Source organism: Brevibacillus porteri, assembly GCF_003013475.1.
Classification (GTDB): domain Bacteria; phylum Bacillota; class Bacilli; order Brevibacillales; family Brevibacillaceae; genus Brevibacillus; species Brevibacillus porteri.
The window spans coordinates 262,241-285,932 of sequence record NZ_PXZO01000017.1; the positions used below are offsets into that span (position 1 = coordinate 262,241).

Below are 23,692 nucleotides of genomic sequence, written 5' to 3' on the forward strand. Positions count from 1 at the left end.
TTTCGCCGCTTGTACACCGTATACAAGTAAGTTCAAAAACGTACTAGGACAACGGTGCAATTTTTTGATTTTAATGAAAAGTTCACGGAATTTTTATCGAAAAACAAAAAAAGACTGCGAACGTATTCGCAGCCCCTCCCTCGATATTCTACAATTCTTTCATAGTTACGCACTATTGCTTGTCTAACTCTTTGCCGTCTGAGCCTTTTCGTCCCTGTTTTTGCCTAGCTCATGCTTGATGAACAAATAGCTCTCAATCTCTCGAAGAAGATAGAACAGCGAGGCACGCGTCTCAAATTCCTCTCGCGTTCGCGGCAAATCTGCTGCCTTGATCTCCTCTTGCATCACGCGCAGTTGGTCGATAAAGCGGTAGGCGGTATTGCCCGGGTGCACCGAGGCGCTGATTCGCTCGAGAAAATCTGCGATCCGATGGCTCTCTGTTACCTGATGATCCAAGGAAGAGACGATCGGCATCATGCGTTCCAATAGCTCGAACTGCTTTTGTCGCATCACAAAATACTCGTAGTACGAATCGTTGCGGCGGCCCAATCGATTGCCAACATCTCGCGAGGCTAAACGAATCGCCGTTTCCAATACCCCTGTTGTTTCAATCAATTCTTTCCCGTCCCAATCACTTTCTCCGTGACGCAAGTAATAGCAGAACTCCCGCAAGATTTTGCTGAACAGCTTCTCCACCTTTACTTGCATCCCTTTTAGCTCTTTATCGAGGCTCGGCATGTACAGATTGACCAATAAGGCTACACCCACTCCGATGACGAGCAAAGCGACCTCGTTCAGCAGTAGCATCCCGTCAATTCTCTTGGAAGAATACAGGTGCATGAGTACAACCATACTGTTGACGAAGCCTTCCTGAATGCCAAATCGCACTGCGAGCGGCAAGAAAAGCAAAATGAAAAGGAGAATGGCAAGCGGCGTATAGCCCATAAGGGAAAACAGGCAGACCCCAATTCCCAGCCCCAATAAACTAGCTAGAATCCGATTCCACGCTGTCTGAAACGATTGCTTGACTGTTACTTGGATACACAAGATCGTAATGATCCCCGCAGAAGAAGCATACATCAAGCCTAGCTGCTGGGCGATCAGAATCGAGATAGCCGTTCCAATGGCTGTTTTTAACGTACGATAACCAATTTTAAACTTGAGAAAGCCCAGTCTTGTTCCCCTCCGCTGTCAAAAATGCTTAGCTGTTTCATCTCACTATACTGTATCAAAAAGTACCGGGGAACCAAAGACAAGCTTTCGTTAATTTTCAAAGGCGTCTATTCCTCTTGCGCTCCTCTGCAAAACTGTGCCACTTGCCATCTGGTGTGACGAGCCCTTTCTCTCCCACATAACGATAGACGAGGAGTGGTTGTTCAAGCATTTTATCTCTTCCATAACTCCCCCTTACTTTTGGATGAAAGTAAGTGAGCATGAGCTTCTTGTTCTCTTTCACGACTTTATTCGCCGTATTCAGATCGATAGCCTCTTCATTTTTTGGGGGAAGAGATGAATCACCCGAAGGTCCATGGTTATAAAAATGGTTATACAGATCCACTGCTTCCCCTGTCTCAGCGTCAACATCGACTTGAAAGATGGTATCAACTACCGGTTTGCCGTTGATCAGATAGCCAAATTCGATTTCATACGGTTCATCGTTTTCCCAGATTTCTTTGATCCTTTTCTCTCGCGGAACGTAATCGACCGCATAAATTTTTCCTAACTGATCGGAGTAGAATGTTTGTACGAGTTTTCGTGCACTCTCTTGTGCTTGTTCCCAGGTAATGCCCTTTTCTATTTTCTTGCTCTCCTCGTTGAACCTGATTTTTGCATTCACACTGTAATGGACTAAATTTCCAAGGGCGTCAATCGCTATTATTACAGTATCTGACTTTTCACCATCCCCTGGTTGCGAAATAAACTCGAAAAACCAGCTCATTTCATCAGATCCTGAGTTTGATTCAGTGATCCTGCCATTCGAACGGTATGTACCAGGGAGCTTTTTGAGCTGTTGCTCTGCTATTTTTTGCGCCTCTTCTTTCGTAATGAGCTTTCGTTCTGTTGGGGTTGGAGGAACGATTTTCCCTAAAGGCTGTATCTTCCTTTCTTTAGCAACCTGTCCATACGAATCGAGCATCTTTCCTGTGATGGCATCGACAAATTGTGGGTCGATTCTCTGGAATTCATAAACGAGCTGGTATGATTCAGATTCCTTACGAAAGCTGGACGCCATATCCTTGTACAAAAATGTTGGAGTCGCCCCTTCATCCCATTTCTTCTCAGCTTCCGCTATCTCTATGACTTTCGAAGCATCTGGTAGTTTCCCCTCTGTCCAGCGCCGCTCAAAATAGATCACTTCCCCATCATAGCCCACTATCAGTCGAAACCCATTTTCCAGAAAAGGAATCCCGTTTTCGATACGAGTAAAGTTGACATCTATTCCCGGTTTATCACGCGTATGGAAAATGTCCGAATCAGGATATTCATTGGGCTTGGATAAGCGGCTCCGTTGTTCTTCTGTCGCTACTTGCTTAAGAAATTGAGTCGCCACTTGAAACGCCTGATCTTCTGTAAGCTTCTTTTGATTTGTATCCAATTCCCGTTCTTCCCCACGATACTCATATACCCATATTTCCCCTGATATTGCATCCTGTTGAACACCAAAATTTCTACCATTTTCCTTACTCCACTTGGTATACCATATTGAATTTCCCCATAACATTTCAATGCCGTCCACGAATTCGGCACTTAGCAGCTTGTACTCACCAAGATTCTTCAACTGCTTCTGGGCAAGCGCGATTGCCTCTTCCTCCGAAAGTGTCTTCTCGGCTGCATGTACGACTGGAGCCAAACTTCCAGCCGCTCCTGTAGCGAACACAGTCGTCATCAAAATGGACAATGTCACGCCGAGTGAAAGTCCCCACGATGAAGTACGTTCTAACACAAATCAACCTCTCCAATTCAAAACAGCCTAATTTTACCTTTTCTGAATAACAAAGGCTCAAATAAAAAAATCCGCCAATGCGACTATCTCGCACAGCGGATTTTTGGGGATGTTGATTATACTTCCAGCTTTTTCGCCAATGTTTCTACGTTCAATACGTTTCCTACGAGGAAGTTGCCGAATTCACCGAAGCGTGCACTCACTTCATCAAAGCGCATTTCGTAGACGATATGCTTGAATTCCAGCGGATCGTTGGCAAAGAGGGTAACGCCCCACTCCCAATCGTCGAAACCAACGGAGCCACCGATGATTTGCTTCACGCGACCTGCGTAGGAGCGACCGATCAAGCCGTGGGAACGCATCATTTCTTGGCGCTCCTGCATGGAGAGCATGTACCAGTTGTCTTGCAGATCACGCTTTTTGTTCATTGGATAGAAGCAGATGTGCTCCCATTTTGGCAGGATCGGATAGAGGCGGTCGCGCACGTGCGGATTCGCTTTTGGATCTTCACCTGGATTATGTACATAGTTGCTCAGCTCTACTACGGATACATACGAATAAGGAGCTTCTGTATAGGCAGCAAAGCGAGTTTTATTGAACGCTGTTTTGATCTCATCGAGTTCTTGCATGGTTGGACGCAGGAACATGAACACGAGGTCTGCTTTGTGCCCGAGAATGGAATAGACAGCCGTGCTTCCTTGGTTCTCGCCCTCATTCGCTTCCCATGTACGGATCAATGTATTCAGCTCGTCCAACGCTTCTTGGCGTTCTGCTGCGGACGCTGCTTTCCACTTTTCCCAATTGATGGTGCGGAAATTATGATACGTATACCAACCTTCTAATGTAAGCAACGCTTCGTTTGCGCTCATTCTAAATCAGCTCCTTTGAAAAATCTGGTGACCTTCTTGCAACATTCCCAGTATAGCATAAGGAACAAGTGCGTATTCGGAACAGATTGGTGAACAAGAAAAAATGAAAACCAAGCGGTGCATTAGCTGCCGCTTGGTTTCGTTCCTGCCAGTACGGAGGTTGTCAGCTTGCTCGCTGCCCCGTGATCCACAATGACCGTTACATTCGGATGCAATTGCAATAAGGAAGCGGGTACATCTGCCGTTGGCTCACCCTCCAGCATCAATCGCACTGCCTCAGCCTTTGCCTCTCCACTTGCGAGCAGTACGACTTTTTTCGTGCCAAGAATCGTCTTGATCCCCATGGAAACTGCCTGAGTCGGAACCTGATCCACACTATCAAAATAGCGGGCATTTGCTTCAATCGTACTGTCAGTGAGCTGGACCACGCGTGTCAATGATTCCGCAGAGGAGCCAGGCTCGTTGAAGCCAATATGTCCGTTATTGCCGATCCCCAGCACCTGGATGTCGATCCCGCCTGCCAAACGAATCGCTTCCTCATAGCGTGCACATTCTGCCAAATGATCTGTCGTATTCCCAGCTGGCACATATGTTTTCTCCGCAGGAATATTGATGTGATTGAACAAGTTTTCTTGCATATACGAGCGATAGCTTTGCGGATGAGTCGAGGAAAGTCCGACGTATTCATCCAGATTAAAGCTGCTCGCTTGCGAAAAATCGATGCTCTCTGCTTGCGACAGCTTGATCAGCTCACGGTACATCCCTACTGGTGTGCCTCCGGTTGCAAGGCCAAAGACGGTCTTCGGATTTGCCTTTACTTCGCTTACGAGCATTTCAGCAGCTTTTCTGCTGAGCTCCGCGTAATCTTTCACGATCACGAGCTTCATTTCCAACCACTCCTATCCAATATAAGATAAATTCAAAAAGTCTCCCAGTACTACTCCATGATCAAAAGACGACTTTTTGAACTTCCTTTTTAGTATTTTCTCTCCAGTACAGCCTTCGCTGTTCTCTCTTTATATAAAAGGGCCTTTTCCTTGTTGCGCATTGTTATTGTGGTACTAATAACATCCAGAACATGCAGCTGTGCAATTTTGGCTGCGAGAGAGCCTCCCTGCAACGGACCTTCTTGCGCTGCGGTCAAAAGCGTAATGTCCGCTACATTCGTAATCGGTGAGCGTCGATAGTGCGTCAGGCAAATGCAAGTTGCGCCTGCCTGCTTGGCGACTTTCAATGAATCAATGGTGTCTTTCGTACTGCCGGATACAGACAAGCCGATCGCGACATCCCCCGGTCCCAGAGTCGCTGCAGCCATCGCTTGCAGATGTGATTCATTAAAAGCGTCCACTCGAAGCCCGATCCGCAAGAATGTGTACTTGGCATCCTGGGCTGTTACCGCTGACGTACCTACTCCGTAAAAATGGATCGTGTTTGCTTTTTGCAAAAGGTCTACACAGCGCTCCAGCTGTTCTAGCTGAAACAGGGCTGAGGTATCCCCTATCGCCTGTTGATTGGTTGCGGTTACTTTGTGCGTGATGATATCCAGCGAATCGTCTTCTCCTACTTCGCCATGCAGGTTTTTGACTGGATGAACCAATTCCTGCGCCAATGCCAGCTTAAATTCCTGATAGCCATGGAAGCCTATTTTCCTGCAAAATCGCAAAACGGTCGTCTCACCTACTCCCGCCTTTTCGGCAAGGTCAATCACCGAAGAATAAATCACGCTATCTGTCTGCTGTAGGACGATGTGGGCAACCTTTTGCTCCGATTTCGTAAAGGAGGGAAGGAGACTCTGAATATGCAAAAGCGTATTTGTCTTCGTGATGGTAGCTGTCAATGGATGGGACAGCTCCTCCTGCTGTTTCACCATATGGCTCGCTCCCCCTTGAATAAATGTCAGGATTTTCTCAGTTGTTTTTACCCAAAACAAAATAGCTGTATTTCTACAGCTATTATATCAAAAAAGGAGTTATCCGCCATATTAATTATTTTTAGTGGAGTAATTCTCCAAAATGTCAAAATGAGGTAAACAAAATGGTCGGACATGCTGCGACCCGCAAAGATCCGCTCATTGCTGCTGGAAGCAGCACCAGATCGAGCGTCACGATTTCCCCTGCACCTAGCGTCACTGTCCCTCTCGCTTCTCCACTCCCCATCGCGTTGGCAACAACCAAGTAGGAGCCAGGATCAAGATCATTCACCTTATACCTACCGAAGCTGTCTGTTTGGACCACCACCGTCTTTCTGATTGGTTGATTCACCGTTTGCACATACACGGTCGCTCCAGCAACTGGCAAACCTGTCAAACCGGATCGAACCGTTCCTTGTATCGTACCCGTTTGAGAAAGGCGGATGATGATAAAGGTTGTTTGGTTCGGCAAAACGACCGCTTGTGCCTGACCGGTACCAATGCCCGGGATGGTCCCGATAACGGTATACTTCCCCGGAGCGACATTGACAAAATGGAACGTTCCATCCGGCTCAGCCAGAATATTTTGCAGGCGAATCTGAGCTGAGTTGAATAGCGATAATTGAATATTGTTTCCGCTGGCTTGGGTTCCGTCCGGCAAGAGAACAATCCCGGATATCGTTCCCACGATTGGCAATAGCTCTACTGTCGCTACGGTCGTCTGTCCACCTGCGACCGTAACTGTACTGTAATGTGTACCGAAGCCATCTGCGCTTGCGATGACATTGTACACGCCAGCCGTCAAGCCATTCACCTTGAATTGCCCACTCTGGTTCGTAACGGTGTTGGCCACAAACAAGCCGTTAGAAAATAGCTGAATCGCAACAGCTGCCCCTGTGATCGGGAGTCCCGTCAACTGATTGGTCACCTGTCCGAAGATGCTGCCTGGTTGAGGAGACATCGTCAGAATGACTCCGCCAAGTGTCTGTCCAGCAGTCACGGTGATGCTCTGCGTTGCCGCTGCGTAGTTGTCTTCACTTGCGCTTATGAAATACGTTCCTGGCGGCAGATTGCCAACAGCGAAGTTGCCCAGGTCATCTGTAATCGCACTGCCGAACAATGTCCCGTGAGAATCCTTCACCTGTATCAATGCATTGGAAACAACTCCTCCACCAGATACCTGTACCTGACCCGTTACAGCAGCTGGAAAAGGGGGAAGCCCCACTTCAATCGTAGTGGTCTGTCCGGAAAAGATCGTCGCACCAACAGGTTGGGTAGTGTAGTTTTGAGCGCTAATCGCAAGTGTATAGGTTAGAGGCGCCAAGCCGTCGATATTAAACTGACCGAGACCGTCCGTAATCGTCCGAGACAACAAGTTGTTTGTGCCAGGGAAAAAGATCAACACTTCCGCCCCTACCAGTGGCGTACCATCAAGTGCATCCCTGACAGTGCCCTGCAAAACACCAGGATTCGGGTCCAGTGGGATATTGACTGTAGCTGTACCCCCAGGAGCTACATCAAAGGAGACACTCTCCCTCTGATAGCTTTCGTTCCTTGCCAAAATGGTGTAATTTCCAGCCACAAATCCATCCATGAAGTATATACCTTGAGCGTCTGTCTGGGTTGAAAAGATAATCGTGTTATTGTTGCCCAACAAGCGGACGAGCGTATTCGGCAATGGCGTGGCAAGAAGGGCGTCACTAATTTCTCCTGTGACGCTTGCAGGAAGACTCTGCAAAGAAAAATCAAGACCGGTAGTCGCTCCCAATCCGACCATAGCTGTTGAAGCCTCAGCGGCGAATCCTGTAGCACTTGCGATCAGTGTATAGCTCCCAGGAGACAGTCCACTTACCATGTACTGACCCTCCGCATTCGTCAGGACAATAGCCAATATCGTTCCAGACGGACTTCCCTGTCGAACAGTAATGACCGCACCGGCAATCGGCAAGGCCGTACCTGCCTCTCGAACTGTACCAGCTATCCCACCGGGCAACTCGTTTAACGCAAAGCTTAATACAGACGCAGCCCCTGCTTGTATCTGTGCGCCAGCCACATCGCTTGCATATCCAGTTGCATTGACATTGACGGTGTACCCTCCGGGAGCCAGCCTATCAAGTGAAAAGTTACCCGTTGCATCAGTCAATACGGAGCCCACAGCGGCACGGGTGCTGTCGAAGACGATTACCGTTGCACCAATGATCGGCAAGCCCGTCTCCAGATCAGTCACAACACCGGATAAACTTCCGGGATTGGGAACTAATTGCTGCTGAAAGTTGGTGGTCATGCCTCCTTGCAAAATAACTGCCTGCGAGACAGATACAAAATTCAGCGCAGAAACGGTTACATTTACGACACCCGGCGGAAGCTTCTCTGCCAAAAAATTGCCTTGATCATCTGTCAATAATTGAGCAAGCACAACGCCATGGCCATCCGTAATGAGCACGGTGCTTCCCGGAATCCCGAATCCCGTCATCTGATTGGTCACCACACCCGAGATACCCGCAGGCAAGTCAGGTAACGTAACAGTCGTTGAAGTTGCCGTATTGGCCGTCACGATCACGCCGATACTTCCTACGGCATAGCCAGGCGCTGACGCGATAACGGTGTAAACACCGGGAGCGACACTCCCAATGAAAAATACACCCGATTCATTCGCGAGCAAGCTCTGTATGACGGCTTGATTGCTATCCATCAGCTTGACGTTGATCTCGCTTCCCATAACAGGTACACCCAAGCTGTTTATGACACTTCCCACGATGGACCCAGGCATTGGCAAGAGCGCCACACTCGCCCCCGTTGTTTCTCCACTGACTACATTGGCCCCTACTGATTGATCAGCATAGCTAGGCGCGCTTACCGTGACGGTATAAGCACCAGGCAACAGATGTTGAATCAAATAGCTACCTGTCTGGTCGGTACTTGCTGTAGCCACTACATTTCCGTTACTTATGGAACGAATCAGTACAACGGCGCCTGCAATGATTATCACGGGATTTGTCGCATCCGTCACCTGTCCACTAATCCCTCCTGCATTTGCCTCAAGGGTAAAGTCTACTCCGGTCTTATTTTCACCGGGTCCAAGTGTAACACCAACCGAGCCTGTAACATATTCAGGGGCACTTGCCACCACGACAAATGATCCAGCAGGCAGGTTGCCAATTATATAGGCACCGTTTGAATCCGTATAGCCAAAGCCTATTGTCGTCTCATTCAAATCCAGTATACAGACAACGGCATTGACAATCGGCTGCATCCCCGTGTCTAGCACGGTTCCAGAAATACTGGCCGGATTCGGGGTAAGCGCAAATGAAACGTTGGTCGTCTGCCCAGGCTGTACGATCACCCCAACAGATTGAACAGCGTAGCCAGGAGCGGTAGCTGTAAGGATATAAGAGCCGGGTGCGACCCCTGAAAATGAAAATGCCCCATTCCCATCTGCGACGACAGTACCGATCAACAGGTTATTGATATCAAACAATTGAATGCTGGTTCCCGGTACGACAGGTGCTACTGTCCCGCTAATAAAACCGAAATCCTGGTTGAGCTGAAGCTGGACAGGAGTAGTTGTATTCGCGAGCACAACGGCTCCGACATGATTGGTTTGAAAGCCATCCGCTAAAGCCCTGATGACGTATTGACCTGCTGCCAAGCCCGTGATAACAAAGCTTCCTTGACTATCGCTGTATACCGAATGCACGACGGAGCCATTGAAATCGAGTGCATTTACCTGTGCACCAGTAATCGGCTGTAAAGTCCCTGCAGCGAGCACCTGTCCTTGGATCTCACCCGGACTCGCAAACAACGACAAACTGACAGGCGTATTCGTATTCGCAAGTACAGTGGCGGAAGCACTATTCGTTTCATAATTGGTTGCACGAGCGGTAATGGTGTAAACTCCGGGTGCAAGCCCTGTGATCACGTAATTTCCAGACAGATCGCTATTTGCATGGGCGATGATTGCCCCAGCTTGGTTCAACACGCTAACCTCTATCGAAGCACCTGTGATCGGTAGACCCGACGTAGCATCGAAAATCGAACCTGAAATGCTTCCCGGCAAATCTGCCAGTTGTACATTCACCGTTGTTGTCGTCAATGAGGTGACGACTGCCCCTATGATCACTGTCGTTTTATCTGGAGCAGATACGATGACAACGTACGCCTGCGGTAGCAAATTAGGTACCACATACTGTCCGTTTCCATCAGTCAATACCGTAGCGACAACTGCACCTGCTGCCGTATTTTCCCTAATGATGACAGTGGCACCCTGAATCGGCTGATTGCCGCTGTCGACCACCTGTCCTGCGATTGATCCCGGAGAAGCTTGCAGGACAAAAGCAAGGGACGCTATTTCCTGAGGCAGTACAGTTGCCCCCAACACAACAGTGGAATAACCAGAAGCCGAAGCGGTTACGGTATACGTGCCTGGGGCCAAGTGCGGGAAGGAAAAGGTGCCAGCGCTGTCGGTAATGGCCTGCGCCACAGGAACGATTCCCTTCATAACAATGACAGTGGCATTACCAAGCGGATTGCTCCCTGTGTCCGAGACAGTCCCATTCAATACCCCTGCCAGCTTTTCCAATTGGAGGTCAACCGTTGTAGTAGCTCCAGCAATGATTTCTATCCCCACTGTTTGGCCCGCATACCCCTCAGCAGCAGCCGTAAGGACATAGGTTTCGGGACCTAGTAAAGATAAGGAGTAGTCTCCATTCACGTCGGTTAATGTCTCTCCTACAGCAATTCCCGAACGAGTTACCACCTTGATGCTCGCATTTGGGATTTCCTCACCCGTTTGCGCATCGGAAATGGTTCCACTTACCGTTCCAAATGCAGTCGTCAAAGAAAAATCAAGGACTTTGGCATCGCCCGCTTGCAGACTGATTCCAGCTAATTGTGTGGAAAAGCCTGCGGCACTGACACGGATTTGATAAACACCTTCTGCGAGCTTGGTCAGCAGATACGTGCCAGCTCCATTTGTTGTCGTTTCCGTCAGCGTAATACCTGTCTGGTTCAGCACTTCCACCAATGCCCCTGCAATCGGTATACCACCCGGACCTGTCACCAGACCGGATAGCTGGGCAACGGATGTCTGGAGCACTACATTTTGTGTAGTCGTCTGGGCTCGAATGACATTGATTGCGACTGTTGCTGGCTGGAATGTATCCGCACTGACTGCAAGGGTATAGGCACCCGGCACGACATTGGTAAACGAATAGGTCCCCCCTCCCCCTGTCACTGTCTGGTTTACGGTCACACCTGTCGTATTAATGAGCTTTACCACTGCCCCTGATATGGGTGCCAATCCGGTATTTGTTATCGTCCCATTCACCTGACCTGGACTCGGAGGAAGCAGAATGTCTGATCTTGTGGTTTGCCCTGCTAAAACGCTCACGAACTGAATTTTTGGGTCATAAGTCGGCGCGGTCACCGACACAGAATACAGACCAGGAGCCAATCCAGTAAACGAATAGGCACCATCTGTGTCCGTTGTCGTCGTTCCGATTAGTACGGGAATCGAATCATACAGCTCGACATGCGCACCTGCCACAGGCAAGTTCGTGGACTGGTCAAGGACTACGCCAGCAACACTTCCAGCCAAGTTAACCGTGATGACAATATTATCCTGAACAGGAGAAAGCATCCCGCCAGAGAAGCTGTCTACGCCCGTGACTGTCGCTGTGTTTAACCGCCGCGTTCCGACTGGAGAGACCGCGAAAACCCCATTGACCGTAAATGACAAGCTGGCAGTAGAACCAGCGGCCAAATTGCCGATCGTCCAGCTGAGCACCTTCGTGAGGGGATTGTAGATGACAGAGCCGATACTTGTTGTATTTACTGTAAAAGCCGTTACCTGATCCAGCTCAATCAAATCGTTGACAACGACTGTCATTGCCTGGTTCTTCCCCGTATTGGTAACACTGATCGATCCCGTCCATTGCGATAGTTGTCCTGTGGTAACGACTGCCGGTCCTGCTGTTAGCTGCTTGTCGATTGCGAGACTGGCCCGTACGTCTCCCGTCGCTATCGTAGTCGTATTACTCAAGGAATTGACAAAGCTAAAACCTTCACTGGTCCGCAGAGAGTCCTTGTTGTAATTGTTGTCATTGGTAGAGGTAAACGGAAGAAAACGAAGGGAAGTAAGAGAGGTAACACTGATCGTTGAAAAAAACGTAGCTGCTGGCATGACGAGATCAATGAAGAAATCTGGATTGCCGCTAAAATTAGAACCGTCATTCGTAAGCCGCACACGAGCCGTGTCAAAATTGACAATCGGCGCTTGCCAGTTCGGCGCTCCACTGCCGTTTGTGCCCTCTGCCTGATCCGTCCACGAGTTGAATTCAACAATCGTGTTTTGAATCAACACAATACGATTACGCAAGCCTTGCACGCCCAACATCCATTGGTATGTGCCAGCCACTCCCGTTGTATTGATTAAATATCCCCAGGCAAAATTTTGAAAGCCTGTTTTCTGTGAATTTCTTGGATCTTCGTTGACTCTCATCCGAAAATAAAGAGTTGTTCCATCATACGCCAAAAAGGCAACGGGAAACGTAGCGTTTCCTACCATGTCGACAGAGCCGGGATTTTCATCGTTTGGGACGTCTCCGAAAGGACTTCCGCCGAGTGTAAACGGAATGAATCGACTGTCAGAAGGATAGGCCATTTTTCCTCACCTCTCCCCTCTAACATATGTACATAGAGTGATATGGCCCCGCCCTCCCTTTGCTAATTGGCTTGTCCGTGCCCGTCCCAACAAAAAAAGGGCTTTCGCCCGCAAATATTTCTTGCGAGGAAACCCTTTTCCTTCCTGTATTGCCTATCTTACATAAATACGCGATAGCCAAGCAGAATAACCAGCACCAAAACGACAATACAGCCGATGAAGAAGCCGATGCTGCCTTCTTGTCGCTTTGCTTTGCCCAGAGACATTTCCATCAAACCAAAGGCGATAACCGCGATGATGCCCTTCATGTAGAAATAGAAATCTGTTGCGTGACCCACGAAAAGCATCCAAGCTCCCGATACAAGAATGATGACCATCATGAGTCTGAGCAGCATATGTACGATCTTGCCTGCTTTTGCTTTACCCACACGATACAGGATGTAGGCAACGATCAAGAGCACGAATGCGACTTCCCAGCTACCCACATGCGCTTCAATTAACGCTTTGTACGGCAAAAAATCCAACCCCTTTACTCCTAAATTCAATCTTGTCCATTATACCAGAAGAAGGGGAAAAATGCTGATGTCCCAATGCGTGGCAGTATTGTGACTAGGCTTTTTGGGGGATGAAAAAGAGGCTACCTGTGATCAGCAACCTCTTTTTTCTAGCAAACGATCCTATCGCAGTAAAAATCCGTCTTTCAGCGGGTCCGTAGGGTCCACGACAAATTGATGCAGACCTGTGATGAACGCCTTGCCTTCTATGCTCGGAATGACAGCCGGATAGCTCCCCACCTGTGTGGTTGCTACCACCTTGCCGATAAACTGGCTCCCGACAATTCCTTCATGGACAAATGATTCTCCAGCGGACAGCTTGCCTCGCGCATGCAAAGTGGCTACGCGAGCCGCAGTACCTGTACCGCATGGTGAGCGATCGATCTGCTTGTCGGCGAAAATCGTCACGTTGCGCAGGTCTGATCCTTTCACTCTCGGCTTATCCGAGATAATCACCCCGTAGATGCCTTTAAGCTCAGGTTCCAACGGATGAACAACCTCCATTGTCGCCTCGATTTGTTCCTTGATTCGCTTGCCCCACTCTTGCAGCTCGGCCAATTGCTCCATTTCTACCTGAACCCCGATATCTTCCGCCTGTACTACTGCATAGAATGCTCCGCCAAAAGAAATGTCCACTGAAAAGGTACGTCCTCCCCACTCAATAGGAACGTCTTGTGCCAAAACAAAAGAGGGGACATTTTCAAACGAGACGGAATGGACCAGCGATCCTTCCGCGTTAGCGTGTGCAATGATTCTTCCTGCTGGACTGTCAATCACAATACGCTCTGTTGGATCTTCCAGCCGAAGGATTCCAGTCTCAATGGCAGCCGTCACAACCGCAATGATTCCATGCCCGCACATGGTACTGTAGCCCTCGTTATGCATGAACAGCACTCCAAATGCCGCATCTGGACTGACAGGCTCTGTCATGACACAACCGTACATCCCATGATGCCCGCGCGGCTCATACATAAGGACCCGCCGGATATAGTCCAGCTCCTCCCGAAAATAGCGGCGCTTCTCCAGAATCGTCTCGCCCGCGAGCGGTGGGATGCCGCCTGTTATGATGCGCAGGGGCTCCCCTCCGGTATGGACCTCGATTGTCGTAAACAACTGATTGATGTGCATAACATCCTCACCTTTTTATGCGATTGGCGAAAAGCTCGATGGATTACCACGCGTATTTGATCGCGCATGTTTTCGTCGTACTGTAGAAATCAAGCGCCGCCTGACCCTGCTCCCGTGTATGTGAGCTGGACAGCTTCATGCCGCCAAACGGAGCCTGGTATTCCACACCTGCCGTCTCCTGATTGACACGAACCATTCCCGCCTGCGCCATATCCAAGAAGCGATGGGCACTCGCCAAATCTCGGGTGAACAGCGAAGCGCTCAGTCCGTATACAGACTGGTTGCACAGCTCTACTGCCTCGTCAAAACCGTCTGCTGTCAAAAGCACAGCCAATGGTCCGAACACTTCCTCCTGAACGAGGCGATGATTGGCAGCGACACCCTCGACAATTTGGGGACGGATGTAATAGCCTTGCTCCTCTTTTGCATATGATGGGCTTTGGGCAATGACTGTTGCTGCCTCATTAGCCAATGCGATGTATTGCCCAACCGTCTCATACTGTGCAGCCGAGGCAACTGGCCCCAAATACGCTTCCAGATCGCTGGCATCTCCTACCCGGCACGTCTCCATAGCCGATTGCAATCGCTCGACCAGTGGCTGATAGATCGTTTTTTCTACAATGATCCTGCTGGTAGCCGTACATTTTTGACCAGCCGATCGAAACGCGCCACTGAGCAAAATCGGAACCGTTTTATCCAGATCAGCATCAGCCAAAACGACTGCCGCATTTTTTCCGCCCATCTCGGTTTGATACTTGATATTGCGACCCGCGCACGCGATGGCAATCTGTCTGCCTGTTTCAGATGAGCCAGTAAAGCTGACTGCATCGACTTCGGCTTCATTCGTGAGTGTATTGCCGATCTCTCGGCCCTTGCCAATTACCAGATTCAACACACCCGCAGGCAGCTTTGTTTCCGCAAATATTTCAGCTAGTCGTGTGGCTGTGAGCGAACCATTTTCCGCTGGCTTCCAGATGACTGTATTCCCGCAAATGAGTGCAGGGGCGATCTTCCAGATGGGGATCGCAACGGGGAAGTTCCATGGAGTGATGACCGCCACGACTCCGAGCGGGATACGACGGCTGTATTGCAGAACGTTCGTATCTGAAGAGGGAATCAGGTTGCCGTTGGAACGCATCCCTTCTCCGGCATAATAGCGCAACAGACTGACCCCGCGCGCCACTTCTCCGCGCATCTCGCCAAGTTGCTTGCCCATTTCCCGGCTTGCCAGCTGTGCCAAGCTGTCTGCATTTGCCTCTAGTGCGGCAGCCATTTGAAAAAGGATTTCGCCACGAGCCGCCCCCGTTTGTTTTGCCCAGCCGATCTGTGCCGCACGAGCTGCCTGTTCAGCGGCAAAAACATGTGACCGATCAGACAGGTGCAGAACGCCGACTTCTTCTGTGATACGCGATGGGTTCTTGACCGTTAGTTCCTTCCCTGACGGCGTCATCCATTCGCCGCCAATCCAGTTTTTGCTGTGCATTCTGCCCGTCCCCCTATCGTCCACTTGCAGCGCCGACAGCGTAGTCAAACGCCTTTTTAATGCCCGCGTAGTATTCTTCAGACAACGGCAAACGCGGCGGACGAGTCGGTCCTACTGGGAAGTCTGCCAGCTCCATCATGTATTTGATCGACTGTACCAATTGTGGACTCGCGTCGTAGTGGAACAACGGCAACAATCGACGATATAGCGCCTGTGCCTCGGCGAGCTTGCCTGCCCGTGCCAGACGGAACAGCTCCACTCCTTCTTTTGGCAGTGCATTCGGTACACCTGAGATCCAGCCTGTCGCCCCGATCAAGCCACCCTCCATGACGAGATCGTCTACACCGACCATGACTTCTAAATCCGTCAGGGCAAGAATGTCCTGCATGCGGCGTACGTCTCCGGAGAATTCCTTCACCGCGACGATATTTTCAAACTTCGCCAGTCTTGCCAAAATATCCGGTGTCAGGTCGATTTTGTAATCGTGAGGATTGTTGTAGGCAATAATCGGCAGCCCGACTGTGTTCAGTGCCTCATAGTGGGCAAACACTTCATTTTCCAATGGCTTGTAGTTAATCGGAGGCAAGGCCATTACACCTGCTGCTCCCGCATCCTTGGAGAATTGCACCCATTCCACTGCTTGACGGGTAGACGGGGCAGCAGAGCCTACAACCACCGGTACTCGACCTTTTGCGGCAGCGATCACGGTATGAATGACTTTTGCCCGCTCTTCTCCTGTCATTGTCGCGTATTCTCCCAGCGAACCGGACGGAACCAGTCCGTCTACGCCCTCCTGAATCAACCAGTCACACAATTCCGTCAAGCGTTTGTAATCCACCTCATAGTCGCTTGTAAACGGTGTGACAATCGCCACGTACACTCCTTCAAATCTTGCCATTTTTCATTCTCCTCTCACGTTTGGGTTTGTGTTTTAATGATCAGTTGCGGCTGGTATGAGCAAAAAGCCATTCGCCAGCTCGTCTTCCGGATTGTAAAAAATCGTATGCTTACCCATCAGCCAGGCCGAGCCTGCAATTCGGGTGATGACAGCAGGCAGCTCCCCTTCCTCCGTCACCTGCAGCACTCTTCCTGTAAACAGAGAACCGACGATGCTCTCATGCACAAACGGTTCGTCTATCCCGATCTCCCCTTTGGCAAACAGAGTCGCCAGCTTGGCGGAAGTGCCCGTTCCACATGGCGATCGGTCGATTCCGCCCGGCGGTACGACGACGGTATTTTTCACATCCGCTCCCGGATTGTCAGGGGCCGTAAAGAACTCCACATGGGTCAGTCCGCGAATAAACGGCTTCTCTGGATGAACGATCTCCATGGCCTGATTAATCGCTTTTCGAATCGTGACAGCCGTATCGACAATGGTGGATGCATGGGCTGGCGTCAGTTCGAGATTGAGCTTGCGTGCATCTGTGATGGCATAAAAATTTCCACCGTACGCAATATCGCAGGTCACCGCTCCAATCCCTTCTACATCTACCGTCACATCTTGCTGATAGAGGAAGGCTGGAATGTTCACAAACGATACTTCCTTGGCTTTTCCTCCCTCTACCTGTATGTCTACCTCGACCAGTCCTGCTGGCGTATCGAGCGTAAGCTTTGTCACCGGCTCAGTCACGGGGATCATGCCTGTCTCCACCAGCGCTGTGCATAGACCGATCGTATCGTGGCCGCACATCGGCAAGTATCCGCCTGTCTCGATATAGATCACTCCCACATCCGCATCTGGATGGCATGGGTCAACAATCAAGGCACCCGACATCACATCATGCCCGCGCGGCTCATACATCAAAAACGTGCGAATCCAGTCATACTTGTCCTTCATCTGCAGCATTTTTTCTCCCATCGTGGCCCCAGTAAGCTTTGGCAGACCACTGATTACCGTCCGGGTAGGGTTTCCCCCGGTATGCGTGTCAATGGTGGTAAACACCCTCGTTGCTTTCATGGATGCAACACTCCTTTTTTCGTAAACCGTTCCAAGCGCAGCGGCTCTGTCGGAATAATGGTGTCTGTCTGATCGACTAGCATCTCGGACACTAGCTTGCCTGTGACGGCAGCCAGACTGATTCCATCTCCTTCATGACCAGCCGCGATAAAGTAACCAGGAACTTCTTCTACGCGAGAAATAATCGGCAAGTGGTCCTCTGTCCACGGGCGCAAACCGCAATACGTGCGGATGATGGCGAAGTCGGCGATCTTCGGATAAAAGCGCAGTGCTCTTCTCGCCATGCACCTGACGACATTCAGATCAATCCGCGAATCAAAGCCTACAAACTGACGACTGGAGCCAATCAAGAAGTTCTGGCTTTCTGTCGGTTCAAATACGAGCGCGACTCCATACTTCTCTGTCTCCTCGTCTACTTGTCGCACTCCGCCAAACTTCGAGATGAGGTAGCCGAACTCCATCACCTTTCGCACGCCGACAGGCATCTGTCTCGAGGCGACGATCAAATGCCCTTTGCGCGGAACGATCGGAATATCCACCCCGACCATGTTGCCAATGACTGGCGCCCATACTCCCGCGGCGTTGACGACCTGCTTGGCTGTCATGCTGCCTGTACCAAGCCCGATGTGAAACGTCCCCGTCGCCTGATCACGTCTTAGCGACTTGACCTCTGTACGGCGCATAATCCTCGCTCCATGCTTTTTCGCTCCTTCAAACAGGGCAAAGGTCAGCATGTACGGATTGACGGTAGAATCGGTGGCGCACTCTAAGCCTCCCAGCAAGTCGTCGGCAAAGTTAGGCGACTCCTGCCGAATATCTGATCGGTCCAGCATCCGAAACGGCAGTCCGACTTCCTTTTGCCGTCTCACCCATTCATGAGCGGCTTCCATCTCTGCCTCTGATTCGCAGACGAGAATGCTTCCCGGGGCCCGATATTCAAACGTATGGTCCAGCTCCCGGCTCAGCTGATCAACGAGCATCTGGCTTTTCAGGGACATCTGACTGTCAAAGCCGGGGTCCTTGTCGATCGCTAAAATATTCCCGTCACAGCGTGAGGACGTCCCTGATGCCAGCTCGCCTTTTTCCAGGACAACGACATCCAATCCAGCCTTCGCAGCGTAATACGCAATCGCCGCACCGATTATGCCACCGCCGATTACCGCAATCTGCACATGGGTTTGTACTGTCATGCTGATTCTCCTCAAATGCGTATTCTGCTACTCTCTTACTCTTTTTTGCAAAAGCCATGCCAATCGTTCCAAGTGAGATTCCCAAAATATTTCGTCTAAATTCTTTGACAACCGAAAGAGCGAATGTATAATAAATGAGAAAATGTTCAAAATTTTATACACTTGAACTACCTCTTTTAAAAGGGATGATCGAGTTGAATCACAAACTTCCTGCCTTAACCGAGTTGATACAGACAAACCTGCGGATTTTTAACGCCCAAGAGCTTCTCCCTCCTCAGTTGGACGAAACCATTCCTGTATTTGTCCAGCGTCAAGCTACCTGGTATGTGGCCAATTCCTCCCATTTAACCGTCAACTTGACGATCGATTGCACACAAGCCCCTTGGGAACCAGCTGCTGTGACGACACTGGATTCAACATTGGCCGACGCTATCCACCTGCTAGCTACTCACAACTATCTCCTGATCGAAAAACAGCCCGGAGTCCCTATCGGCTACCTTCATCGAGGTGCAGTCATACAAGCCATTTTTTCCTCGTACGAGATCTTGGAAGCGTATTTCGAGACGATGATCAAGACCATGGACGCTTCTATATCCGTCATCGACGAAAAAGCACGTGTGATGGTTTGGACAGAAGGGGCTGAACGAATCTTTTCCTTGAAAGCAAAAGAAACGATTGGTCGCCCGATCACCGAATTTTTCCCGCTCGAGATGCTCGAAACGCTCAAATCTCTGCAAAGCGGACAGTCTCTCTACCGTCATCAGCATCAGCCGCGGGAGGATCTCGTCGTGCTCATCAATACCAATCCGATCTATTTGCATGACAAAATCATCGGTGCTGTCGCGGCGGAAACCGATATCACGAGCCAGGTCCGACTGAATCAGGAGCTGTTGAACGCCAACAAAAAAGTGAACCACTTACAGCAAGAAATGGCGAAGCTCAGTCCGACCCCTGATCCATTTGCACAGATCAAGGGAACGAGTCTCCCCATTCGCCATATCAAGTCCATGATCCAAAAGCTCAGCGCTACACAAGCAACCGTCTTGATCACAGGGGAAAGTGGCGTCGGCAAGGAGCTTTTCGCCAAAGCCGTGCATGATGTACGGGAAGGCTCCAATGCGCCCTTTATCGCCATCAACTGCGGTGCGATTTCGCCTACTTTGTTTGAAAGTGAGCTGTTCGGGTACGAGAAAGGTGCCTTTTCTGGTGCGGATCAAAAAGGGAAAAAAGGAATGATTGAGCTAGCACGTGGTGGAACGCTGTTTCTCGACGAGGTAGGAGAAATGCCGCTCGATATGCAAGTGAAGCTGCTTCGCGTGCTTCAAGAGAAAAAATATTATTCGGTCGGAGGGACCAAGCAGATTGAGGCGGACTTCCGCGTGGTTGCCGCCACGAATAAAAATTTGGAGGAGTTAGTGAAGGAAGGAAAGTTTCGCCAAGACCTGTTCTATCGGCTCAATGTCGTGACGCTGAAAATTCCTCCTCTTCGAGAACGCATTGAAGATACGATTGAACTCGCCCACTTTTTTCTCTATGAATTCTCTTTACGTTACAACCGTCCCATTCATGCCATCTCGCAAAATGTGATGCAAAACCTGCTCCAATACGACTGGCCAGGCAACATTCGCGAGCTGCGAAATGCCATTGAGCGATTGGTGGTATTTGCGACAGACGGTATTATTAAAGAAGAAGATTTGCCGTATTCCTTGCAAGGTCAGACGAAACAGGTACCGATTGAGCTCCCTCCCGATCTCTTTTCTCTGCAAGAAGAAATCGAAGCGCATGAGCGCCGTGTCATTTTGCGAGCCATCGAGCTGGAAAACGGCAACAAGCAAGCCGCTGCGAAAAGACTTGGCATATCGCGGGCCACGCTCTATAACAAATTGGGGAAGTAAAAACGTTGTCTCATAACGGTTGTGTTGGGGGAAGCCCTGCCACATGTTTTCCAGTCGCCTGTATCCTCTCTTCGTTCGGGCGGTCTCCTTCCAAACATGTGACAGGGCTTTCGAGCAGTTAGGTGTGGTCCTGCTTTTTCAAATCTTTTTTGGGTCAGCTCAAGGGAGATTCCTTCTTGCGTTATCGAATTATGACTGTGAAGAACTAGTGGTTCGTTTTTAAAGTCAATGCTTTGCGAACAGTCAATTATCCTTCTTGAATCGACTTGCAATCATGTTTTACAAAAGCCGCGTAAGAAGAAGCGGATTTCCAGTCCAAGCGCCTCTGGAGCCCTACCTAGCGTAGAAAGGAATGGCGGGGAATTTAAGCTTCACTTATGGAATACGTCTTCGAAACTTCTACGTTTGAAGCGCTCCCGCCATTCATTCCGAAGCGGGCAGTCAATCCCCTCTTGCGGGGCGTAGGCCGAAGCGCAGACTGGAAATACGCTTCTTCCCCCCACTACAGCCTCTTTTTAAACAACGCACGCCACCTCGAACAAAAACCAGGAAAACGTCGCCCCTCTTTAGGCGGCAACACCTCAGACAAAATACGGATCAATTCCATGTTTGATTCCTCCTTTGTCATCGGGCACTTACTTACGCGCCCAAATACGCCTTGACGATTGTATCGTCGGCCCGAAGCACGTCTGCTTTATTTTCCATGACGATGCGCCCTGTCTCCATTACATAGCCGCGATGAGCAAGCTTCAACGCTGCCTTGGCATTTTGTTCGATCAAAAGGATCGTCGTGCCTTGCCTGTTTATTTCTCTGATTATATTCATGATCTCAACCACAATAATCGGGGCGAGCCCCATCGACGGCTCATCTAACATCAAGAGCTTTGGACGTGCCATGAGACCGCGGCAGATTGCGAGCATTTGCTGCTCGCCTCCGCTCAGCGTTCCTCCCATTTGTTCACTCCGCTCCTTCAATCGAGGGAACAGCGCGAAAGCCTGCTCAATCCCCTCTGCGATGGCCGCCTTCTCTTTTCGCTGTGTAAAACCGCCTAGCTCCAAGTTTTCACGCACAGTCAAGCCAGCAAAAATCCGCCTGCCTTCTGGTACATGGATGATGCCTGCCTCGACAATTTGGTGAGGAGCCCAGCCTACGAGACTCTGTCCATGAAGCAAGACATCTCCACTGCTTGGTCGAACGATTCCAGAAATCGTTTTGAGTGTCGTGCTCTTGCCTGCACCATTGCTTCCTAGCAATGCGACAATCTCTCCTTCATGTACCTGTAGGTCGATGCCTTTAAGCGCTTCAATTTTCCCGTAAAACGAATGAATGCCGCGGATTGTCAAAAGTGGTGTCATATCGCCTCCTCCTCCTTTCCCAGGTAGGCTTCTACGACACGCGGATTGCTGAGCACATTCTCGGGAGTTCCCTCTGCGATCTTCTGTCCGTAGTCGAGGACGATTACTTTTTCCGAGATTTTTTTGATCAAACCCATATCGTGCTCGATAATCAACACTGTCAACTCGTAATGGGTGCGGATTCGCTTAATCAAAGCAATCAGGTCTTCCTTCTCCTCATAATTCAGCCCCGCAGCAGGCTCATCGAGGAGCAGCACTCGCGGCTTGGTAGCTAAGGCCCGCGCGATTTCCAAATACCGCTGGGCGCCATACGGCAAGTTTTTGGCAATGCGCCAGCAACTGTCTTCCATCCCCACGAAGCGAAGGCAGTCCCTTGCCGTATCCTCGATCAACTGTTCCTCTCGGCGCTGTGCCCTTGTCTGCCAGAGTGCTCCCCAGACGGTTTGACTCGTGCGGCTGTGCATGCCTGATTTGACATTATCCAAGACCGTCAAATTCGGAAACAGCCGCAAGTTTTGAAACGTTCGCGCCATGCCGAGCCGTGTGATTTGGCTTGGCTTTTTTCCTACGAGCTGGTTGCCTGCAAGGATGATCTGCCCCGCAGTCGGACGGTAAAATCCGGTGATCATGTTGAAGACGGATGTTTTCCCCGCTCCATTCGGGCCAATGATACTGCTGATCGAGCCTCGGCTGATATCAAAAGACAAATCGTTTACCGCAGTCAGACCTCCGAATTTAAGCGTTACATTTTTCATTGTCAAGCTTGACGTCATTACCACTGCCCCCTTCCGTAGCCTCCTCGGTCTTGCTACGTCTAGCGCCTCGTTTCATCTCATAGCGGGCAGGCCACAGTCCTTGGGGGCGAAACAGCATCATCGCGACCAGCGCGGCGCCGAAGATCAAATACCGCCAATCTTCCACTGAGCGCAGCAGCTCCGGCAAGGCAATGACCAGCACGGCGCCCAAGACGACGCCAGGAATGCTGCCCAAGCCTCCCAATACCACTGCCAGAAGTATCATGATGGACTGGGTAAAGCTAAAGCTGAGCGGCGCAATCGCACTCATTTTGACAGCAAAAACAGAACCAGCCAGACTCCCGATGACAGCTCCGATCGAATACGCCAGCAGCTTCATATTGATCCGGTTAATGCCCATCGCCTCGGCAGCATCCTCGTCCTCGCGGATATACATCCACGCCCTGCCGATGCGGGATGTGCCCAACCGTTTTACAGCCACGACCGCCAAAACGGCAATGATCAAGTTCAAATAGTAAAAGTCGATCTGTCCTCCAAGAACATAGCCCCCAATAGAAGGACGCGGGATTCCGTAAATGCCTGAAGCTGATCCGGTAATAGTAAGATTGATCGCTAAAATACGAATAATTTCCCCAAACCCGAGGGTGACGATTGCCAAGTAGTCACTGCGCAGTCGAAGTGTCGGCGCACCGATGATCACACCCACAATAGCCGCAAATACCATGGCCACAGGCAAGGTCAGCCAAAACGACCATTGATACACCGTCATCAGAATGCCTGTCGTATAAGCGCCTACCGCAAAAAAGGCGGCGTAGCCCAAATCGAGTAATCCAGCAAAGCCGACTACCACATTCAACCCCTGGGCCAAGACAACGTAGAACAAGGCAAGTGTCGCAACATCCAGCCAGTAGTTATTGGACAGAAAAGGCAGTACACACGCGACGGCGAGCAACAGGACAACAGCGATTTTTTTTCGAGATGGATTCATCCG

16 protein-coding genes are annotated in these 23,692 nt (G+C 50.1%); 1 reads left to right on the top strand and 15 read right to left on the bottom strand.

Annotated elements, in window-relative coordinates; genetic code table 11:
• Positions 1-183: 183 nt before the first annotated feature.
• The 12 genes from C7R92_RS10790 to C7R92_RS10845 all read right to left on the bottom strand — a co-directional run bounded on the left by C7R92_RS10790 (position 184) and on the right by C7R92_RS10845 (position 18,695).
• The gene (locus C7R92_RS10790) at positions 184-1,173 is read right to left on the bottom strand and encodes an aromatic acid exporter family protein (protein WP_083261649.1); all 990 of its coding nucleotides are present in this window, start codon (positions 1,171-1,173) and stop codon (positions 184-186) included.
• A 97-nt stretch (positions 1,174-1,270) separates the two neighbouring features.
• Positions 1,271-2,944 (bottom strand): YcdB/YcdC domain-containing protein, encoded by a 1,674-nt coding sequence (locus C7R92_RS10795; protein WP_244195716.1) that lies wholly within the window; start codon positions 2,942-2,944, stop codon positions 1,271-1,273.
• Between the two features lie 116 nt (positions 2,945-3,060).
• Positions 3,061-3,813, bottom strand: coding sequence for a hydrogen peroxide-dependent heme synthase (gene hemQ / locus C7R92_RS10800; protein ID WP_017252188.1), 753 nt, complete (start codon positions 3,811-3,813; stop codon positions 3,061-3,063).
• A gap of 122 nt (positions 3,814-3,935) precedes the next feature.
• Positions 3,936-4,700 carry a glucosamine-6-phosphate deaminase gene (gene nagB / locus C7R92_RS10805; protein ID WP_106834252.1) on the bottom strand — a complete coding sequence of 255 codons (765 nt, stop codon included), beginning with the start codon at positions 4,698-4,700 and terminating at the stop codon, positions 3,936-3,938.
• 89 nt (positions 4,701-4,789) lie between these two features.
• On the bottom strand, positions 4,790-5,683 hold the full coding sequence (locus C7R92_RS10810; RefSeq protein ID WP_106834253.1) for a MurR/RpiR family transcriptional regulator: 894 nt from the start codon (positions 5,681-5,683) through the stop codon (positions 4,790-4,792).
• Between the two features lie 145 nt (positions 5,684-5,828).
• A complete protein-coding gene (locus tag C7R92_RS10815) occupies positions 5,829-12,383 on the bottom strand; it encodes a carboxypeptidase regulatory-like domain-containing protein (RefSeq protein WP_106834254.1) in 6,555 nt (2,184 codons plus the stop codon).
• 158 nt (positions 12,384-12,541) lie between these two features.
• The gene (locus tag C7R92_RS10820; RefSeq protein ID WP_106834255.1) at positions 12,542-12,907 is read right to left on the bottom strand and encodes a YisL family protein; all 366 of its coding nucleotides are present in this window, start codon (positions 12,905-12,907) and stop codon (positions 12,542-12,544) included.
• Between the two features lie 153 nt (positions 12,908-13,060).
• Positions 13,061-14,065: a proline racemase family protein gene (locus C7R92_RS10825; protein ID WP_106834256.1), complete on the bottom strand. Its 1,005-nt coding sequence runs from the start codon at positions 14,063-14,065 to the stop codon at positions 13,061-13,063.
• A gap of 43 nt (positions 14,066-14,108) precedes the next feature.
• Positions 14,109-15,548: an aldehyde dehydrogenase family protein gene (locus C7R92_RS10830; protein WP_106834257.1), complete on the bottom strand. Its 1,440-nt coding sequence runs from the start codon at positions 15,546-15,548 to the stop codon at positions 14,109-14,111.
• Between the two features lie 13 nt (positions 15,549-15,561).
• Entirely contained in the window at positions 15,562-16,446 is an 885-nt protein-coding gene (locus tag C7R92_RS10835) for a dihydrodipicolinate synthase family protein (protein ID WP_106834258.1), read from the bottom strand.
• 33 nt (positions 16,447-16,479) lie between these two features.
• Positions 16,480-17,505 (bottom strand): 4-hydroxyproline epimerase, encoded by a 1,026-nt coding sequence (locus C7R92_RS10840; protein WP_069848238.1) that lies wholly within the window; start codon positions 17,503-17,505, stop codon positions 16,480-16,482.
• Positions 17,502-18,695 (bottom strand): NAD(P)/FAD-dependent oxidoreductase, encoded by a 1,194-nt coding sequence (locus C7R92_RS10845; protein WP_106834259.1) that lies wholly within the window; start codon positions 18,693-18,695, stop codon positions 17,502-17,504. The genes C7R92_RS10840 and C7R92_RS10845 overlap by 4 nt, the downstream gene beginning before the upstream one ends.
• A 134-nt stretch (positions 18,696-18,829) precedes the next feature.
• On the opposite strand from C7R92_RS10845, the gene C7R92_RS10850 reads away from it, so the two are divergent.
• The gene (locus C7R92_RS10850; protein ID WP_106834260.1) at positions 18,830-20,590 is read left to right on the top strand and encodes a sigma-54 interaction domain-containing protein; all 1,761 of its coding nucleotides are present in this window, start codon (positions 18,830-18,832) and stop codon (positions 20,588-20,590) included.
• A gap of 639 nt (positions 20,591-21,229) precedes the next feature.
• Here C7R92_RS10850 and C7R92_RS10855 read toward each other — a convergent pair.
• Genes C7R92_RS10855 through C7R92_RS10865 form a run of 3 tightly spaced genes read right to left on the bottom strand, consistent with a single transcriptional unit; the run spans position 21,230 to position 23,689 of the window.
• Positions 21,230-21,946: an ABC transporter ATP-binding protein gene (locus C7R92_RS10855; protein WP_106834261.1), complete on the bottom strand. Its 717-nt coding sequence runs from the start codon at positions 21,944-21,946 to the stop codon at positions 21,230-21,232.
• Positions 21,943-22,719: an ABC transporter ATP-binding protein gene (locus C7R92_RS10860; protein ID WP_106834262.1), complete on the bottom strand. Its 777-nt coding sequence runs from the start codon at positions 22,717-22,719 to the stop codon at positions 21,943-21,945. Before C7R92_RS10860 ends, C7R92_RS10855 begins: the two co-directional genes overlap by 4 nt.
• Positions 22,682-23,689 (bottom strand): branched-chain amino acid ABC transporter permease, encoded by a 1,008-nt coding sequence (locus C7R92_RS10865; RefSeq protein WP_106834263.1) that lies wholly within the window; start codon positions 23,687-23,689, stop codon positions 22,682-22,684. Before C7R92_RS10865 ends, C7R92_RS10860 begins: the two co-directional genes overlap by 38 nt.
• Between the last annotated feature and the right edge of the window lie 3 nt (positions 23,690-23,692).

What these genes read in the sequence shown, in the direction of transcription:
- C7R92_RS10865 (WP_106834263.1), bottom strand. Translation starts at nt 23,689, where the DNA reads ATGAATCCATCTCGAAAAAAAATCGCTGTTGTCCTGTTGCTCGCCGTC.
- C7R92_RS10815 (WP_106834254.1), bottom strand. Translation starts at nt 12,383, where the DNA reads ATGGCCTATCCTTCTGACAGTCGATTCATTCCGTTTACACTCGGCGGA.
- C7R92_RS10850 (WP_106834260.1), top strand. Translation starts at nt 18,830, where the DNA reads ATGAGAAAATGTTCAAAATTTTATACACTTGAACTACCTCTTTTAAAA.
- C7R92_RS10810 (WP_106834253.1), bottom strand. Translation starts at nt 5,683, where the DNA reads ATGGTGAAACAGCAGGAGGAGCTGTCCCATCCATTGACAGCTACCATC.
- nagB (WP_106834252.1), bottom strand. Translation starts at nt 4,700, where the DNA reads ATGAAGCTCGTGATCGTGAAAGATTACGCGGAGCTCAGCAGAAAAGCT.
- C7R92_RS10840 (WP_069848238.1), bottom strand. Translation starts at nt 17,505, where the DNA reads ATGAAAGCAACGAGGGTGTTTACCACCATTGACACGCATACCGGGGGA.
- C7R92_RS10860 (WP_106834262.1), bottom strand. Translation starts at nt 22,719, where the DNA reads ATGACGTCAAGCTTGACAATGAAAAATGTAACGCTTAAATTCGGAGGT.
- C7R92_RS10825 (WP_106834256.1), bottom strand. Translation starts at nt 14,065, where the DNA reads ATGCACATCAATCAGTTGTTTACGACAATCGAGGTCCATACCGGAGGG.
- C7R92_RS10855 (WP_106834261.1), bottom strand. Translation starts at nt 21,946, where the DNA reads ATGACACCACTTTTGACAATCCGCGGCATTCATTCGTTTTACGGGAAA.
- C7R92_RS10830 (WP_106834257.1), bottom strand. Translation starts at nt 15,548, where the DNA reads ATGCACAGCAAAAACTGGATTGGCGGCGAATGGATGACGCCGTCAGGG.
- hemQ (WP_017252188.1), bottom strand. Translation starts at nt 3,813, where the DNA reads ATGAGCGCAAACGAAGCGTTGCTTACATTAGAAGGTTGGTATACGTAT.
- C7R92_RS10845 (WP_106834259.1), bottom strand. Translation starts at nt 18,695, where the DNA reads ATGACAGTACAAACCCATGTGCAGATTGCGGTAATCGGCGGTGGCATA.
- C7R92_RS10835 (WP_106834258.1), bottom strand. Translation starts at nt 16,446, where the DNA reads ATGGCAAGATTTGAAGGAGTGTACGTGGCGATTGTCACACCGTTTACA.